The organism is Arsenicicoccus sp. UBA6765 (assembly GCF_002453335.1).
In the GTDB taxonomy this organism is placed as follows: domain Bacteria; phylum Actinomycetota; class Actinomycetes; order Actinomycetales; family Dermatophilaceae; genus Arsenicicoccus; species Arsenicicoccus bolidensis.
Window position 1 is genome coordinate 14,188 of sequence record NZ_DKGR01000024.1, and the last position, 15,854, is coordinate 30,041.

The window sequence follows — 15,854 nt, forward strand, 5'->3', positions numbered from 1 at the left end:
TGTTCCCCATGCCCAGGAAGGCCACCCGCCCCGGAGACCCCACAGCCCTGCTCGCGCTCCTGTGGGCGTCCGACCAGCCCCCGGGGCGGGGCGCGACCTCGGTGCCGGCGATCACCGACGCGGCCCTGGCGATCGCGGACGAGAGCGGCCTCGACGCCGTCACGATGCGCAGCGTCGCCGACCGGCTGGGCGTGGGTGCGATGACGCTCTACGGCTACGTGCCCGGACGGGCCGAGCTCGTGGAGCTGATGGTCGACCGCCTGGCGGCGCGGACGTATGCCGGGCAGCGCGCGCCCGCCGACGTCGGCGACTGGCGCGAGGCGGCGCGACACATCGCTCGTCGCACCTACGAGCACGCGCTGGCCCACCCGTGGTCGGTCGACGTCACGCCCGCGCGTCCCGTGCTGGGGCCCGGGGTCCTCGTGAAGTACGACCAGGAGCTGGCGGCCCTGGACGGGATCGGGCTGAGCGACGTCGCCATGGATCGGCTGCTCTCCTCGATCACGAATCTCGCCGCGGGTGCTGCCCGCTGGCAGATCGGCATGCAGCGCACGCGCGCGGCCAGCGGCCTGACCGACGAGCAGTGGTGGGAGCGCATGGGCCCCGCGCTCGCGGAGGCCATGGGTGACCTGCGGGTCCCGGTGGCCGACCGGGTGGGCTCGGCGGCGGCCAATGCCGGCGACCCCACGGGCTCGCTCACGTTCGCGCTCGAGGCGCTGCTCGACGGGGTGGCCCAGCAGCTCCCGCGTTGACCGGTCTGGGGCGACCCGAGATCGGGGCTGCTTCTGGTGGTCATGACCACCAGGAGTGGCCCCGATCTGCCGGTGCAGGGTCGTCGCCTGCACGGAGCCGGTGACGGTGGAGCCGGGGGCGGCGCGACGCGATCGAGGGCGCTGGTAGGTTGCTAGCATGACAGCGAGCCGTACGACGAAGAGCCAGTTCAACGTCTACCTGCCCCCCGAGCTGGTGCGTGAGGTCAAGCACCACGCGATCGACGACGGCGTCAGCCTGAGCCGGCTCGTGGAGGCCGCGCTGCGCGAGCACCTGTCCTGGCACACCGGGTCCGACTCGGGCTCCTCCGCGGGGGGCTCCGGCCCCGGGGCCGGACGCCCGGCGTACGCCTGATGACCTCCGAGAGCCTCTGGCGGGACCCGGACTTCGTCCGCTACTGGGCGTCCCGCGCGGTGTCCATGCTGGGCTCGGCGATCACCTACGTCGCCCTGCCGGTGCTCGTCTATCGCCTCACCGGGTCGGCGACCTGGACGGGCGTGGTGACCGCGATGGACACGCTGCCCTTCGTGTTCTTCGGGCTGCTCGGAGGGGCCCTCGGGGACCGGCTCGACCGGCGCGCGCTCATGGTCGGCGCCGACGTCGTGGCGGCGCTCGCCATCGGCTCGATCGTCGTCGCCCACCTGCTCGGGAACCTGTCGATCGCGCACCTGCTCGTGGCGGCCTTCGTGTCCGCTTCTGCCGCAACGATCTTCGACGGCGCCAACTGGGGTGCCCTGCCGACGCTGGTGGGGTGGGCGCGGCTGCCGGAGGCGAACGCCAAGGTCTACGGCACCGTGTCGGTCTTCGACGCGGCCGGTCCAGCGGTCGTCGGTCTGCTGCTCGCCGTGGTCGAGCCCGGCACGCTGCTGATCGTCGACGCCGCCAGCTTCGCTGCGAGCGCCCTGCTGATCCGGGGCATCTCGCGCGCGCTGTCACCGTCACGGCCCGGTGGCCGGGTGGGGGCGCGCCAGCTCGGCCGCGACGTGGGGGAGGGGCTGGCCTACCCGGCCCGCCATCCTCTGCTGCGGCCCATGACGATCGTCGCGATCTTCGGATCCGCCGGTGCCGCAAGCATCCTCGCCGTGACGGTGGTGTGGTGCGACCGGGTGCTCGGCATCGGGACGTCGGGGTGGAGGTTCGGACTCCTGTATGCCGCATGGGGGCTCGGCGCGCTCCTGTCGTCCTTCGTGCTGGCCCGGGCCATGGGCGCGCTCGGCGCCATCCGGCTGACGCGGCGCCTGCTCCCCGTGGTGACGCTGCTGGCCCTCGTGCTCGCGTCGGTCGACCGGTTCGCGCTCGCGGTGCCGATCCTGCTGTCCTACGTGGGGATCCACACGCTGCAGTACACCTCGGTCGTGACCTGGCGGCAGCAGGTGATCCCCGACGAGCTCCTGTCCCGCGTCTCGAGCGCGGCACGGCTGATCGGCTGGGGAGCGGCGGCGTCGGTTGGCGCCCTCGTGGCCGGCCCGGTCGCCCAGCACTGGGGCGTGCGGACCGCGATCCTCCTCGCGGCGAGCCTGCACGCCTGCGGCGCCGCCCTCACGTGGGTGCCGGCACTGCGGCGGGCCGAGCCGGCGAGCAGCGCGACGCCGGCCTAGGCACGACACCGGCCGGGCCGGTCTGCTCGGCTCGTTCGTCGCGTGCGGGCCCAGGCGCCTGGCATCCGTGCGCTGGGAGCTCACAAAAGTGCGGATCGGGGCGTCCTCGGCGGGCGTTCGTGCGCTGGGAGCTCACAAAAGTGCGGCGCGGGGCTCCCTCGGCGGACGTTCGCGCGCTGGGAGCTCACAAAAGTGCGGTTCGGGACGGCCTCGGCGAGCGTTCGTGCGCTGGGGGCTCACGAACGCCGCGTCCGCGCCCGCCGGCACGTGGCAAAGGTGCGTCCGCAGCTCAGCCTGACCCGCCGACGCCGCGTGGGCTCACGTGTCCGCTCGGCTCCGTCCCAGAGCTTCGGGTTCTAGGCCGTTGGTCCGACCCGATCCGAGAGGAGCTCGACCACCCGTCGCGCGACGGGCTTGAGCATCGCCGACCCGTGCACGAACGCCACGATCCGTCGTTCCGGGGTGGGGGACACCAGGGGTCGTGCCACGGCGCCCGGCGGCAGCGTCGTCGCCGCCAGTCGCGCCATGACGGCGATCCCGAGCCCGGCGGCCACGAACGCGACGGCGCCGTGGTGGTCTCCGGCATACGCCACGAACCGCGGGCGGATGCCGCACGAGCTGGCTGCCATCCGCACGACCCGGCCGCAGGTCGTGTCGCCGGGGTCGTTGTCGATCCAGGGCACGTCGCCCAGCTCCCCGAAGCGGATCTCGTCCTGCTGGGCGAGCGGGTGGTCGCGGGGGAGGACGACGACGTACGGCTCGGTGGTGAGGACCTGGCGCTCGTAGCCCGTCATCGAGGTGGGCGGCTCGTCGAGGAACTCGCTGCGGATGTCGATGTCCGCGGACACGACCTCCGTGGTCTCGACCTCGTTGAGCCGGAACGTGAACTGCACGTCGGGGAACTCTTGGAGCACCGCCGCCGCGACGCCGGGGAGCCACTCCTCGGCCGCGGACGCGAAGGACGAGACGGAGAGGGAGTCGGTGCGCCCCTCGCGCAGGTCCTCGATGACCCCGTCGAGGCGGGTCAGGCTGCCGATGAGATCGTCGCTGCGCGAGGCGAGCTCGAGGCCGACGGGGGTGGGGGCGATGCCGCGGCCGTTGCGCTCGACGAGGGTCAGCCGCGTCTCGCGCTGCAGGGTGGCGAGGTGCTGGCTGACGGCTGACGGGGTGTAGCCGAGGTGCTGCGCGGCGGCGTTGACCGACCCGCTCGCGACCACGGCGCGAAAGACCCTGAGGCGGTTGACGTCGACCATTCCACGAACATACAGCAACACTGCACGGTCGTGAAGAAACGTTCGCTTGTGCTAAGGGGTTGAGCGGGCGACCGTTGATGACATGAACACCATGACCAGCCGCTATCCCGACGACCGTGACCTCGCCCGCGTGCAGCAGGAGCTCGACGTCCTGCGGGTGCCCGTGGCGGCGGAGTACTCACGTCAGGCGCCGTCCGCACGTCTACCTGACATGAGGCCCACCGCTCCTGCCCGCGACGTGATCGACCGGTCCCGGGCCGGCCGCCCCTCCCACGGCACCCGCGCCTCCAGCAGCACGCGCCGGCCCTCCTGGGTGGCGCGACTGCTGCACCACGGCGTCGTCCCGCCTACGGGCTGCTGAGGTGACCGGCGGGCAGCTCGTCCACACGCAGGCCGGACGCGGAGAGGGCCGTGCACCCCGCGGGGGTGAGCTCGACCGAGCGACGGTGCGATCGACGCTCGAGCCAGCCGAGATCCAAGGCGTGCTGCGCGAATCCGTCCGCCGCCAGGCCCGCCACGTGCTCGCGCCGCTCGGTCCAGTCCAGGCACGGACGCACCAGCGGACGCCGGGCCGCCGCGGGGCACTCGACGCCGACGCCGTCCAGCCAGGCGCGACCGACGTTGGTGAGCTCCCAGTCGTCCGAGACGATCTCGAGCCGCAGCCACTCGTCCGTGAGCCACACCCCGAGGCGGCCCGCGAGGTGCCGGTAGCACGTGCGGCCGGCCTGCAGCTCGGCGTCCACGCGCTGCCCGCTCAGCGACGCGGTCGCGGGTCGCACGCGCGGGCTCAGCGCGGCGAGCGCCTCGACGGCGTCGGCCACCTGGGCGTCCCGCAGGCGCACGTAGCGGTGCCGCCCCTGCCGCAGCTCCGACACCAGTCCCGCCGCAACGAGCTGGTCGACGTGCGCCGAGGCCGTCGACCGGGCCACCCCGGCGTGGGACGCGAGCTCGCCTGCGGTCCAGGCTCGCCCGTCCAGCAGCGCCAACACCATCGAGGCCCGCGACTCGTCGGCCAGGGCCCGCGTGACGAGGGCGAGGTCGGGGTGGGCGGGCGTCGTCATACGGCCCATCGAAGCACCGCGACCGTGCGCCCGGCACTGAACCGTCGACCGACCACCCTGGACGCGAGAGCGTCCGTCACCGACCCGAGGGAGATGATCAGACCGTGACCGCACCGACCATCGAGACGACGCGCGACCAGGCCAACGAGCCCCGCGTCCTGCTCGCCGCCGCCGCGACCGTCGTCCTGTGGGCGTCGTCGTTCATCGTGATCCGATATGCCGGGCCGCACTACGACGCGGGGTCGATGGCTCTGCTGCGCATGCTCGTCGGCAGCGTCGTGCTCGGCCTCATCGCCGCCCGCTCGGGGATCCGTTGGCCCCCAAGGAGATCCGTGCCGCTGGTGATCGCGTGGGGTGTCGGGTGGTTCTGCCTCTATCTCCTCGCGCTCAACGTCGCCGAGCAGACCGTCGACGCGGGGACCGCCGCGATGATCGTCAACCTCGCGCCGCTGATGGTCGTGGTGTTCGCGGGACTCTTTCTCGGAGAAGGGTTTCCGCGCGGGCTGCTGATCGGCGCGCCCGTGTCCTTCCTCGGCGTGGTGCTGATCGGCCTGCAGTCCTCCGGCGGCCACCTCGCGATCACGGGACTGCTGCTGGCGCTCGCCGCGGCCGTCCTCTATGCCGGCGCCACGCTGGTGCAGAAGCACCTGATGCGCACCGTCGACTCCACGACCCTCACCTGGCTCGGGGCGACCGCCGGCGCCGTGGCGCTGCTGCCCTGGTCGGGACGACTGGCCCACGACCTCGTGACGGCACCCCTTGGCGCGACCCTGAGCATCGTCTACATGGGTGTGCTGCCAACGGCTTTCGCGTTCACGACCTGGGCCTACGTGCTGATGCGGACCTCCGCCGGGCGCACCTCGGCCACCACGTATGTCGTCCCGGCCGTCGCCATCGTGCTGTCCTGGCTGCTGCTGGGCGAGGCCCCGACGCCCGTGATGCTGCTCGGCGGCGCACTGTGCCTGCTCGGCGTCGCGATCACGCGGATGATGCGGCGCTGACGGGGTCGTCCTGTCGCCATACGTCCGCCAGGGCCAGGGCCCCGAGGCTGATGCCGTCCCGCAGCCGACCCTCGGCGATCAGTCCGCGGACCTCGTCGCGGGTGAACCACCGCGTCGCGTCGACCTCCGGTTCGTCCTCGTCCTGTCCCTCGCCCTGCCGGACGAACGCCGCCAGCACCACGGCAACCGACCCCGCGAACACCCCTGTGTCCGGATAGATCTCGCCGAGCTCGGCCTCGAGCGAGGCCACCATGCCGGTCTCCTCGGCGAGCTCGCGCAAGGCGGCCTCGGCCGGGGAGGCGTCGTCGGGATCAACCATGCCGCGCGGGATCTCCCACAGCCGCACCCCTGGCGCGGGCCGCTGCTGGTCGACCAGGAGGACCCGCGGCTGGTCCCCGTCGCGGCGGACGCACACGCAGGCCGCACCGGTGAGACGGCGGTCCTCGTCTCCGAGCTGCAGGCGCAGGTTGGGCCGCGTCCAGCCGTCCGTCTCGCGGGTCGCGGCCTGGACCTGCCAGCCGCCGTGCCGCTCGTCCTCCCAGAGCGTGCTCCAGTCCAGCTGCTCGCTGGGCGGGGACGTGCGCTGCCAGTCGTCGCGGGTCACGGGGCCTCCTTGGTGCGCAGGTGGGTCAGGTGGGCAGCGTCTCACCTGGCCGAGCCCCTGCGGGGACTTGCGACCCTGGCGCCCGAGGCACGCGACTGCTAACGTCGACGCATGGCTAACGATCGTTCGCTACCCACGCGGGAGCGCCTGCTCGCGGCGGCCCTGGAGCGCTTCTCGCGCGACGGCTGGGGTGGGACGTCGATCCGCGACCTGGCCCGCGACGTCGGGATCCGCGAGAGCTCGGTCTACAAGCACTTCGGGTCCAAGCAGGAGCTCTTCGACGCCCTGCTCGAGCGCGCTGACGCCCGCCTGGCCACGGTCGCGAGCGGGCTGGGCGTCGTCGTCGACTCACCTCCGGCCGCCGTGCCCGCCTATGTCGGCATCACGGAGCAGCGGCTGGTCGAGGTCGCCGACGGCTTCTTCACGGCGGTGCTGCACGATGCTGAGCTCGCGGCTCTCCGCCGGTTGTTCGTCGTCAACCAGTACCGCGACCCCGAGATCGGCCGCCGCCTGCGGGACTACTGGATCGGCAGGCCGGTGGCCTTCCAGAGCGCGGTGTTCACCGAGCTGATCTCCACGGGCGAGCTCCGTCCCGGCCTCGACCCCGAGATGGTCGCGCTGTCGTTCTTCGGCCCTGTCCTCGCGCTGATCCAGCTGGCCGAGACCGGTGAGGCGGACGAGCAGCGCGCGCGGGCGATGCTCGCCGCGCACGTCCGGCACTTCCGGTCGACCCATCTGCGGGAGAGCTGATGCGCCGCTACGGGATCGTCGTCCGGTGGGTCTTCGCCACGGTCTTCCTCGGCGGCGGCGTCGCCCACCTGGTCCAGGGGCGTGCGGCACCCGAGGGCTATGCCGTCTACGGATCGACAGCCCTGTGGCGCCCCCTGGAGGACCTGTGGGAGGGCTTCGTCATGCCGCACATCGCCGGGCTGACGCTGGTGCTGGCGGCCTGGGAGGTGGGGGTGGGCGTGTGCCTCCTGCTGGGTGGACGCAGCACTCGGGTGGCTGTCGTCGCCATCCTCGGCTTCTTCGCCTTCCTCCTTGTTCTCGGCTACGGCTGGCCCGCCGCGAGCCCTGTCGAGGACATCCTCAAGAACAGGGCGTTCACCGTGGTCATGGCGGGGATGCTCCTGCCCGTCCTCGCGCAGGCCGATCCTCCAAGCGCGTTCACCAGGTGGGGAGGTCGCCGTCGCCGGGCGTGACGCGCAGGTCGCTCTCGTCGATGGGCGCGTCGTTGATCGAGGCTTCGCGCCGCCGCATGTAGCCCAGCTCGTCGAACTCCCACAGCTCGTTGCCGTACGCCCGCCACCACTGCCCGTCGACGTCGCGCCACTCGTACTGGAAGCGCACCGCGATCCGGTCGTCCGTGAACGCCCAGAGGTTCTTGCGGAGGCGGTAGTCGAGCTCCCGCTCCCACTTGCGGGTGAGGAACGCGATGACCTCCTCGCGGCCGTGCAGGTGCTCGTCGCGGTTCCGCCATGCGGTGTCGACGGTGTAGGCGCCGGCGACCCGCTCGGGGTCTCGCGTGTTCCACGCATCCTCTGCGGCCTGCACCTTGCGCAGAGCGGTCTCGCGGGTGAACGGCGGGACGGGCTGGCGGGGTTCCATGGGGACCTCCACGGGGAGACGGGGTGTCCCGGCTCACGCTATCGCCCCGGGGCCCGACATCCGGCCCTGATGTGGACCCTGTCCCGTCACCGGCGGCTGACGACGAGGTAACGCTCGTCGGCGACCTCCTTGCCCCAGTAGACGGCGTCGGGGAGGTGCTGGACGGTGGCCTCCGCCCGGACGGACCTGACGATCCGCACCGTCTCGTCAGCGGTGAGGCCGGCGCCCGTCGTCCAGCTCCCCTCGACCAGGACGACCGCTCCGCCGGGGCGCAGCAGAGCCACCCAGCGTGCGAGGGCTGCGACGGGATCCGGCAGTGCCCACAGGACGTGACGGCACAGGACCACGTCATACGCACCGCGTGTCAGGGAAGGTGCCGCGGCGTCCCCCACGACGAAGGTCGCCTCCGGCACCTTGGTCCTCGCCCGCTCGATCATGGCGGGGGAAAGGTCCAGGCCGTCGACGTCGTACCCCTCGTCCATGAGGAGGCGTGACAGGGTGCCCGTGCCGCACCCGATGTCGGCGATCCGCGCTGGCGCCGGTGGCAGCACCGACAGCAGCAGGTCCCGCCAGGCCGCCCGCGTCGTCTCGTCGCGCAACCCGTGATCCGGCTCGTCGTCGAAGGTCTCGGCCTTCCCGTCCCACTGCTCGCTGGTCATGCCGACAACCTAGTGACCACGACCGACAACGCCCCGAACCCCCCGTTGCGTATCACCGGTGATACGCTCGTGGCATGGACAGCGTCACGGTGAGGGACCTGCGCAACCGCAGCGCCGACGTGCTGTCTCGCGTCGTGCGGGGCGAGAGCCTGACCGTGACGCGCGACGGCGAACCGGTCGCTACCGTCGCGCCTCTGCCACGCCGGCGTCTGACCGCGACGGAGCTGGTGCGGCGACGGCAAGCCCTTCCGCACGTCGACGCCCGGTCGCTGCAGGCCGACATCGACGCGCTCCTGGACCCCAGCCTGTGAGCGGAACCGACCCGCGCGGAGTCCTGGACACCTCCGCGGTCATCGACCTGGCTTCGCTGGACCCCGCGTCCCTGCCGGACGAGCCGGTCATCACCGCGATCACGCTCGCGGAGCTGTCGGTCGGACCGCTCGTCGCGCGCACCTCGGAGCAGCGGGCAGCGCGTCAGGCACACCTGCAGCAGGCCGAGGCGGACTTCGACCCACTGCCCTTCGATGCATCCGCGGCGAGAGCGTTCGGTCGGATCGCGGCGAGTCTGCGGTCTGCCGGGCGCAAGCCCTCGGCCAGGGCCTACGACGCCCTGATCGCCGCCACCGCGCTGGCCAGCGGCCTGCCCGTCTACACGGCCAACCCAGCCGACTTCGAGGCGATCGAGGGGCTCGACGTGCGCGTGGTGAAGCGGCACCTGGATTGATCGGCGCGTCGCGGCGTCGGTGCTTTCATGACCGTATGACGACCCGGCCGCTCGACGAGGTGACGGTCGGCATCCGCCGGCGCCTGGCCCTGCCGGGGGCGGTCCTGCTGCTCGCGGAGGCGGACGGGGTGGCCGCGGGGTTCGCTCTCGTGGCGCCGCAGGGGGACGCGCTCGAGCTGTTCTATCTCGCCGTTGATCCGGGGGCTTGGGGGAGGGGGATCGCGCCCGCGCTCCTGGGGGCGGTCGACGAGCAGGGCCGCACCGGCGGGTGGACCCGGCTCGAGCTCCTCGTCATCGATGCCAACGACCGCGCCAAGCGGGCCTACGAGCGCGCTGGCTGGCGGCCGACGGACGAGACCGTCCTCGACGCCGACTCGGGTCGCATCGAGTGGCGTTTCGTCCGGAGCATCACGCTGCGTCGATCCACCGACGCATAGGGTCAAACATGGACAAATAACTCCAAAGACCCTTCATTTTCGAGTCCCCTTTCGATATTCTGACCGTATGACGTACATCGACGTGCTCGACGCGAGGGGCTCCCTGATCGGAGCTCTCGACGCGCTGCGCACGATCGGTGGGGGGCTGCCGTCCGTCCAGGGTCAGGACCTGGCCGCTCTGGCCGTCGAGCTGTCGGAGCTGATGGTGGTCGCCCGCGGGGCGTTGGTCGCGACCACGGCCGAGGCAAAGACCCGTGGCGTGGTGCTGGAGTCCGGCTCGCGCACCCCGGCGCAGTGGCTCGTGGACGCCGGCGCCGCGGTCAAGCACAACGAGGCCGCCCTGATCGCCCGGGCCATCGACGCCACCACCCCCGCATCCCACGCCTCCTTGCGTGACGGGATGACGAGCGGCGAGGTCACCCCGGGGGACGCGATCACCGCCGCAGAGTGCATCGCCGAGCTGTTCGGAGCGACCGAGCCGGCCACGCACGACGCGATCGTCGAGGGTGCGGTGCAGCTCGCCCGGGGCTCGATGAGCCGCCGAGACCTGCGGGAGTTCCACGACGAGATGCTCGCCCGGTTCGGCACCCGCCCCAGCGAGGACCGGGAGCACGAGCGCCAGCAGTCCCGACGCGCGGTGACGGCATTCCGGCCCCTGGCGGACGGCATGTGGCGCCTGGAGGCGACGCTGCCACCCGCGGACAAGGCGATCGTCGACGCGGCACTCACGGCACTCGCCGCCCCCAGCCCCGACCCCGACACCGGGGCGCGAGACCTGCGCACGGCGGGCCAGCGTCGCGCGGACGCTCTGGTCGCTGCGTTCGCCAGGGTCGCAGGACTGGGCGAGACCGGCCCCCTCGGTGCCTCCACCCAGGTCGCCCTGATCCTGCCGATCGAGGCGCTGCACCGCGCGTGCGAGCACCAGGCCCGCGACAGCTTCGGTCGACCCCTGCCCGGCCAGGACTGCGACTGCGAACGCCCCGTCGCCGGTCGTGACGAGCTCGGCACCACCCTGCTGCCCCAGGACACCCGCCTGCTGGCGTGCGGCGCCGACCTGACCCGGGTCTACGTCGGCAAGGACGGGCAGCCCCTGGTGGTCGGGCGCACCGAGCGCACGGCCAAGCCTTGGCAACGCACGGCGCTGTGCGTCCGCGACCGCGGCTGCACCTTCCCGGGCTGCCAGTCCCCGCCCTCCTGGTCCCAGGCGCACCACATCACCCACTGGGCCGACGGCGGCGCGACCGACCTGGACAACCTCGCCCTGGTCTGCCACTACCACCACACGTTCATCCACCACCACGACATCACCGGCCGCGTCACCCCCGACGGGACGCGCGTGGAGTGGGACGTCACCCGCGTCGGCGCGAGCTGGCGCCCCAGGCCTCCCGAATCGTCCTCGTCAGGGCCCCTCCCGCACGAGGTCAGCCCACCGGACGTCGACCCTCCCGACCCCGGACGGCCTGACCCCGCCCCTCGCAACCCCGAACCGCCTGACCCCGGAGAGCCCGGCCCGAAGCATCACCTCACGGCCTGAGCGAGTCGCCGCGCTGTGCACCCGGTGGCGCTGTGCACCGGGTGGCGCTGTGCATCCGGTGGCACAGTGGTCCGCATGGACGACCTCTCGCGCTTCGTGCAGGCCCAGGATGCGAACGGCACCTACGACCAGGCCCTGGCCGAGCTGCGCCGCGGTCGCAAGACCAGTCACTGGATGTGGTTCGTGCTGCCCCAGGTTCGCGGGCTGGGTCACAGCGGCATGGCCGTCCGCTACGGCATCGCGGACCTCGACGAGGCCAGCGCCTACCTCGCGCATTCCGTCCTCGGGTCTCGACTGCACGAGTGCTGTGGGGCCCTCCTGGCCCTGCCTCAGGAGGCGACCGCCGACTCCGTGATGGGTGGCATCGACGCCATGAAGCTGCGCTCGTCCATGACCCTCTTCCATCGCGCAGACCCGCAGGACCCGGCCTTCTCCGCCGTGCTGGAGCGCTACTTCGGTGGCGCGACGGACGACGCCACGGATGCCCTGCTCACCTGACCTCCATCAGCGGCACCGCTGCTGGAGCCACGTCTGCGCTGCCTCATGGGCTGTGTCGACGGGAGCGACCTGGTCGGGAGCGATCGGGCCGCCATAGGTCTTGCCGTGGCGGTCCGTGTCGAGCGCGGTGGTCAGCAGCATCTGCGTCCCGTCATACAGCCTGACGGTCTGGTTGGCCGACGAGTAGCCCGCCGTCGGCGCTCCGAAGGACCGTGCGCCCGGCGCACCCTTGAAGGCCAGCACGACGACCTCGCCCGAGCTGCCGTTGTCGGGGCCCTGCAGGACGGCGACGGGCTTGGTGGACTTCGGGCGCGACTCGGCGGACATGGCGTCCGCACCGCCCACGCGGATCGTGCCACCGGCGACGGTCACGTCGGTCGTGCCGCCCGTCCGCGTCACGAAGCCCGCGATCTTGCCGTCTGCCAGCAGCGGGGACAGCCCGGCCAGCATCGGGCGCATGTCGCCACCGTGGTTGTGGCGGGCGTCGACGATCCAGCCGCACGTCGTGGCGGCGTCGGCGCCGGCGATCCCGTGGGTGAGGGTCTTGGCGTAGCGCTGCTGGAAGCCTTGGTCCTCGGCGCTCACCTTGGGGACGGTGATCGTGGTCACCGGGCCGGTCCGCGTCACGGTCGGCAGCGGGCGGTCCTTGTCGACGGACGACAGCGACTCGCCCGCAGGGAAGATCTTCGAGTGCCTGCCGCCGGCGACGGCCACGGCCTCCCGCAGCGCGGGCAGCGTGTCGGCATGGCTCGACGCGTCCCGGGTGTCGCGCACGGCCTTGGCTCGCGCTGCCTCCCACGCCGGGCCCTGCGCGTAGTAGCCCTGGTCCATCTTCTGCAGGGCGTCGTCGGCGTACGCGGCCGGGGACGGCGGCACGAGGTAGAGCCCGTAGCGGGGGCCCAGCTGCCAGATCGCCAGCAGCACGAGCAGGGAGACAACGAGGAGGGACGCACCGAGGCGGATCAGGACTCGACGGCCTCGGCGGCCTCGGCGAGGGTGCGGGGTGGTGTGTGCCATGCCCCCAGACTCGCCAGAGGCCGAGGTCGGCGGCATCGGCCTCAGGTCGACACCTCGTCAGACCGTGGTAGGACGCCGGGCACGGGCAGACTGGGGGCATGAGCGTCGACCCGACCTATGACGTCGTCGTCCTCGGGGGCGGCCCCGTGGGCGAGAACATCGCCCAATACGCCACGGAGGACTCCGGTCTGACGGCCGTCCTGGTGGAGCGCGAGCTGGTGGGAGGCGAGTGCTCCTACTACGCGTGCATGCCCAGCAAGGCGTTGCTCCGACCCATCGAGGTGGCGTCCACCGCGGCCCACCTCGGTGGTGTGGCCCGTCCCCACCTCGACGTCACGGCGCTGCTGGCGCGGCGGGACGAGTGGGTGTCGCACTACGACGACTCGGGGCAGGTCGACTGGGCCGAGGGCGCGGGCATCGACGTGGTGCGCGGACATGGCCGCATCACCGGTCCCCGCACCGTGGAGGTCGCGCGGGAGGGACAGGCGCCGCTGGTGCTGCACGCCCGCCACGCCGTCGTGATCGCCACCGGCAGCAGCCCCGTCGTGCCCGAGCCGTATGCCGCCGCCCAGCCGTGGGGTTCTCGGGACGCCACGGGCGTGGTGGAGGTGCCCGAACGGCTGGTGATCGTGGGTGGCGGTGTCGTCGCGTGCGAGGCCGCGACCTGGATGGCGGCCCTGGGCTCGCGCGTCACGATGCTGGTCCGCGGCGACCGGCTGCTCGGCGGTGCCGAGCCCTTCGCGTCCGACGCCGTGCTCGAGACCCTGCGCGGGGCCGGCGTCGACGTGCGCCCGGGCGTCGAGGTGACGGAGTGCCGCCGTGACGACGCCGAGGACACGGGCCTCGGCCGCGTCCACGGCGGGACCGTTCGCCTCACGATCGGCGGTGAGGCCGAGGAGGTGGTGGCCGACGATCTGCTGCTCGCCACGGGACGACGCCCGCGCCTCGACGACGTCGGGCTCGAGACGGTGGGGCTGGACGCGGACGCCCTTCTCCGTCATACGAGCTCGTCCTCGGACGGCAGCCGGGGAGAGGTGCCTGACTGGCTCCTGGCTGTGGGCGATGCCAGCGGGGAGGCGCCGCTCACGCACTGGGGCAAGTACCGCGCCCGCGTCCTCGGCCAGCGGCTGGCCGCCCGCGCCACCGGCGCAGAGCCCGAGCCCGAGCCGGACGAGGTGCCCGTGCCGCAGGTGGTGTTCACCGATCCGCAGGTGGCCTGGGTGGGCCTCACCGCGGCCCAGGCCCGGGAGCGCTACGGCGAGGCTGAGGTCGAGGTCGTCGAGGTCCCCTTCACGGGGGCGGCCGGCGCGGCCCTGCTCCGCGACGACGCCTCCGGCACAGCCTCCCTCGTCGTCGACCGCGGCTCACGGACGGTGGTGGGTGCGACCTTCGTGGGTCCGGACGCGGGTGAGCTGCTTCACGCGGCGACCATCGCCATCGCCGGCCGGGTCCCCGTGTCGGTGCTGCGGCACGCCGTCCCCAGCTATCCCACCGCCAGTGAGCTCTGGCTGCGACTGCTCGAGGAGCTGCCGCGAGACCTGCGCCGCTGAGGGTCACCCCCACGGCACCGGACGCCGATCGACCGCAGCCCTCGGTAGGCTCCTTGCCTGGTGCGCATGCTGCTGGATCCGGTCGAGGTCCCCTTCGCCGCCGAGGTGTGGCACTGGCGCGGGCCCGCCCCGTTCCACGTCGTGTCCGTTCCGGCAGGGCTGGCCGACGTGCTCGGCGAGGTCGCACCCCTCGTCAGCTACGGCTGGGGATGGACGCGCGCTGACGACCCCCGCTGGAGGTGCCTCGGCTGACACACTGGTTGACGGATCAACCCCACTACCAGGAGCGCACCGTGAAGATCGGCATCATCATCGGATCCATCCGCGAGGGCCGCAAGGCCGAGGCCGTCGCCCGCTGGGTGCTCGAGGGCGCCCAGGCTCGCGGCGACGCGGACTACGAGTTGATCGACCTCAAGGCCTTCGACGTCCCGCTGCTCACCAGCGCCGCCGTCCCCGGCGCGGCCAAGAGGCAGTACGACGACGAGCGGGTCACGCGCTGGAGCCAGGCGATCGACGCCTGCGACGGTTTCGTCTTCGTCACCCCGGAGTACAACCACTCGGTGCCGGGCGCGTTCAAGAACGCCTTCGACAGCCTGGGTGGCGAGTGGATCGGCAAGGCGGTCGGTTTCGTGTCGTACGGCGCCGACGGCGGTGTGCGTGCGGTCGAGCACTGGCGCACCTCGGTCGCCAACTTCCAGATGGTCGGGGTGCGGGCGCAGGTCGCGCTCGGGCTGTTCACCGACTTCGGCGACGACGGCCTGGCCCCGCTCGACCGGCGCCCGGCCGAGCTCGCCGGCATGCTCGACCAGCTCGTCCCTATGACTGGGAAGCTTCGCGGCTGAGCGAGGGGGCGTTTGCACCCAGTGCATTTGGTGCACTGGGTGCAAGGAGCGTAGGCTCGTCTCGTGCAGAACCGACGCGACCTCGCCAAGCGAGAGACTCGGGCTGCCCTGGTCGACGCAGCGATCGAGATCGCTCGGGCAGAAGGCCTGGGTGCCCTTACCGCCGACGCCGTCGCAGACCGCGCGGGCGTCTCCCGGCGCACCTTCTTCAACTACTTCCCGACGACGGACGCCGTCCTCGCGGTTCCGTCCCTCGACTTCCTCGCGCGGGCGATCTCGGACTTCGAGGCCCGGCCATGGGACGAGCCTGTGCCGGCCGCGGCCGCCGAGGCCCTGCTGCACGACGCCGACCCCGGGGAGCTGGCTCGCCTGGCCGACGTCGTCAACCTGTGCCGCGGCGACGAGGGTGCCCTCCGGGTCGAGCGCGACGTGTGGGGATCGGCGGAGGAGCGCATCGCCGAGGCCCTGGCCTCGCGCCTTCCCGACGGAGCAGAGCCTCTGCGTGTGCGCGTGCAGGCCTCGATGATCGCGGCGGCCGGCCGTGCGGCCGTGCAGGCGTGGGCCGACGAGATCGAGGGTGTCGATCCTCACCGCCTGCCCTCGGGCGCTGTCGATCGTTTGCGCGCCCTCCTCCTCCAGGCCATGGGCTACCTCGCCGACGGCTTCCACGACGGACGCTGACGCGCCCGCGACCGTC

The 15,854-nt window shown here is 72.5% G+C and carries 22 protein-coding genes; 16 read left to right on the forward strand and 6 right to left on the reverse strand.

From position 1 onward, the window contains the following. Positions 1–8: 8 nt before the first annotated feature. The 3 genes from B4K29_RS06880 (at position 9) to B4K29_RS06890 (ending at position 2,369) form a co-directional block, all read left to right on the forward strand. The gene (locus B4K29_RS06880) at positions 9–752 is read left to right on the forward strand and encodes a TetR/AcrR family transcriptional regulator (protein ID WP_019287395.1); all 744 of its coding nucleotides are present in this window, start codon (positions 9–11) and stop codon (positions 750–752) included. 157 nt (positions 753–909) lie between these two features. Beyond that, positions 910–1,125, forward strand: coding sequence for a CopG family transcriptional regulator (locus B4K29_RS06885; RefSeq protein WP_019287396.1), 216 nt, complete (start codon positions 910–912; stop codon positions 1,123–1,125). Continuing rightward, positions 1,125–2,369 (forward strand): MFS transporter, encoded by a 1,245-nt coding sequence (locus tag B4K29_RS06890; protein WP_286966803.1) that lies wholly within the window; start codon positions 1,125–1,127, stop codon positions 2,367–2,369. Before B4K29_RS06885 ends, B4K29_RS06890 begins: the two co-directional genes overlap by 1 nt. Positions 2,370–2,725: 356 nt before the next feature. Here B4K29_RS06890 and B4K29_RS06895 read toward each other — a convergent pair whose 3' ends face one another. After that, positions 2,726–3,622: a LysR family transcriptional regulator gene (locus tag B4K29_RS06895; RefSeq protein ID WP_286966804.1), complete on the reverse strand. Its 897-nt coding sequence runs from the start codon at positions 3,620–3,622 to the stop codon at positions 2,726–2,728. A gap of 82 nt (positions 3,623–3,704) precedes the next feature. On the opposite strand from B4K29_RS06895, the gene B4K29_RS06900 reads away from it, so the two are divergent. Then, on the forward strand, positions 3,705–3,983 hold the full coding sequence (locus B4K29_RS06900) for a hypothetical protein (RefSeq protein ID WP_019287399.1): 279 nt from the start codon (positions 3,705–3,707) through the stop codon (positions 3,981–3,983). Here B4K29_RS06900 and B4K29_RS06905 read toward each other — a convergent pair. Then, positions 3,970–4,683 carry an ArsR/SmtB family transcription factor gene (locus tag B4K29_RS06905; protein ID WP_286966805.1) on the reverse strand — a complete coding sequence of 238 codons (714 nt, stop codon included), beginning with the start codon at positions 4,681–4,683 and terminating at the stop codon, positions 3,970–3,972. The two genes, B4K29_RS06900 and B4K29_RS06905, sit on opposite strands and share 14 nt — an antisense overlap. Positions 4,684–4,787: 104 nt before the next feature. On the opposite strand from B4K29_RS06905, the gene B4K29_RS06910 reads away from it, so the two are divergent. Further along, entirely contained in the window at positions 4,788–5,684 is an 897-nt protein-coding gene (locus tag B4K29_RS06910; protein WP_239264633.1) for a DMT family transporter, read from the forward strand. On the opposite strand, the gene B4K29_RS06915 is transcribed toward B4K29_RS06910, so the two are convergent. After that, positions 5,662–6,288, reverse strand: coding sequence for an NUDIX hydrolase (locus tag B4K29_RS06915; protein ID WP_286958701.1), 627 nt, complete (start codon positions 6,286–6,288; stop codon positions 5,662–5,664). The genes B4K29_RS06910 and B4K29_RS06915 overlap by 23 nt on opposite strands. 111 nt (positions 6,289–6,399) lie before the next feature. Here B4K29_RS06915 and B4K29_RS06920 point away from each other — a divergent pair, with 111 nt between their 5' ends. Next, a complete protein-coding gene (locus B4K29_RS06920; protein ID WP_286955751.1) occupies positions 6,400–7,038 on the forward strand; it encodes a TetR/AcrR family transcriptional regulator in 639 nt (212 codons plus the stop codon). Continuing rightward, the gene (locus tag B4K29_RS06925; protein WP_286966807.1) at positions 7,038–7,490 is read left to right on the forward strand and encodes a hypothetical protein; all 453 of its coding nucleotides are present in this window, start codon (positions 7,038–7,040) and stop codon (positions 7,488–7,490) included. The genes B4K29_RS06920 and B4K29_RS06925 overlap by 1 nt, the downstream gene beginning before the upstream one ends. Here B4K29_RS06925 and B4K29_RS06930 read toward each other — a convergent pair. Together B4K29_RS06930 and B4K29_RS06935 are read right to left on the reverse strand one after the other, a co-directional pair. Further along, positions 7,456–7,896 carry a nuclear transport factor 2 family protein gene (locus B4K29_RS06930; RefSeq protein ID WP_286966808.1) on the reverse strand — a complete coding sequence of 147 codons (441 nt, stop codon included), beginning with the start codon at positions 7,894–7,896 and terminating at the stop codon, positions 7,456–7,458. The two genes, B4K29_RS06925 and B4K29_RS06930, sit on opposite strands and share 35 nt — an antisense overlap. Positions 7,897–7,982: 86 nt before the next feature. Next, positions 7,983–8,555, reverse strand: coding sequence for a class I SAM-dependent methyltransferase (locus B4K29_RS06935; protein WP_286966809.1), 573 nt, complete (start codon positions 8,553–8,555; stop codon positions 7,983–7,985). A gap of 74 nt (positions 8,556–8,629) precedes the next feature. Here B4K29_RS06935 and B4K29_RS06940 point away from each other — a divergent pair, with 74 nt between their 5' ends. The 5 genes from B4K29_RS06940 to B4K29_RS06960 all read left to right on the forward strand — a co-directional run bounded on the left by B4K29_RS06940 (position 8,630) and on the right by B4K29_RS06960 (position 11,748). After that, the gene (locus B4K29_RS06940) at positions 8,630–8,866 is read left to right on the forward strand and encodes a type II toxin-antitoxin system Phd/YefM family antitoxin (RefSeq protein WP_286966811.1); all 237 of its coding nucleotides are present in this window, start codon (positions 8,630–8,632) and stop codon (positions 8,864–8,866) included. Beyond that, positions 8,863–9,279 carry a type II toxin-antitoxin system VapC family toxin gene (locus tag B4K29_RS06945; RefSeq protein WP_019287407.1) on the forward strand — a complete coding sequence of 139 codons (417 nt, stop codon included), beginning with the start codon at positions 8,863–8,865 and terminating at the stop codon, positions 9,277–9,279. Before B4K29_RS06940 ends, B4K29_RS06945 begins: the two co-directional genes overlap by 4 nt. 35 nt (positions 9,280–9,314) lie before the next feature. Beyond that, positions 9,315–9,716, forward strand: a complete 402-nt coding sequence (locus B4K29_RS06950) for a GNAT family N-acetyltransferase (protein ID WP_286966813.1) — start codon at positions 9,315–9,317, stop codon at positions 9,714–9,716. A 67-nt stretch (positions 9,717–9,783) separates the two neighbouring features. Further along, positions 9,784–11,250 carry an HNH endonuclease signature motif containing protein gene (locus tag B4K29_RS06955; RefSeq protein WP_286955745.1) on the forward strand — a complete coding sequence of 489 codons (1,467 nt, stop codon included), beginning with the start codon at positions 9,784–9,786 and terminating at the stop codon, positions 11,248–11,250. Positions 11,251–11,325: 75 nt separating this feature from the next. Then, positions 11,326–11,748: a DUF1810 domain-containing protein gene (locus B4K29_RS06960; protein ID WP_286955744.1), complete on the forward strand. Its 423-nt coding sequence runs from the start codon at positions 11,326–11,328 to the stop codon at positions 11,746–11,748. Between the two features lie 6 nt (positions 11,749–11,754). Here the strand turns inward: B4K29_RS06960 and B4K29_RS06965 are convergent, their stop codons facing one another. Next, positions 11,755–12,765: a S41 family peptidase gene (locus tag B4K29_RS06965; RefSeq protein WP_286955743.1), complete on the reverse strand. Its 1,011-nt coding sequence runs from the start codon at positions 12,763–12,765 to the stop codon at positions 11,755–11,757. A gap of 98 nt (positions 12,766–12,863) precedes the next feature. Between B4K29_RS06965 and B4K29_RS06970 the strand changes: the two genes are divergently transcribed. From B4K29_RS06970 to B4K29_RS06985, 4 genes are all read left to right on the forward strand, one after another. After that, the gene (locus B4K29_RS06970) at positions 12,864–14,315 is read left to right on the forward strand and encodes a dihydrolipoyl dehydrogenase family protein (RefSeq protein ID WP_286966816.1); all 1,452 of its coding nucleotides are present in this window, start codon (positions 12,864–12,866) and stop codon (positions 14,313–14,315) included. 66 nt (positions 14,316–14,381) lie between these two features. Beyond that, positions 14,382–14,567 carry a DUF1905 domain-containing protein gene (locus tag B4K29_RS06975; protein WP_286966818.1) on the forward strand — a complete coding sequence of 62 codons (186 nt, stop codon included), beginning with the start codon at positions 14,382–14,384 and terminating at the stop codon, positions 14,565–14,567. Positions 14,568–14,608: 41 nt separating this feature from the next. Further along, on the forward strand, positions 14,609–15,157 hold the full coding sequence (locus B4K29_RS06980) for an NADPH-dependent FMN reductase (protein WP_239265853.1): 549 nt from the start codon (positions 14,609–14,611) through the stop codon (positions 15,155–15,157). Between the two features lie 63 nt (positions 15,158–15,220). Next, the gene (locus B4K29_RS06985; RefSeq protein ID WP_019285420.1) at positions 15,221–15,838 is read left to right on the forward strand and encodes a TetR/AcrR family transcriptional regulator; all 618 of its coding nucleotides are present in this window, start codon (positions 15,221–15,223) and stop codon (positions 15,836–15,838) included. Positions 15,839–15,854 lie beyond the last annotated feature (16 nt).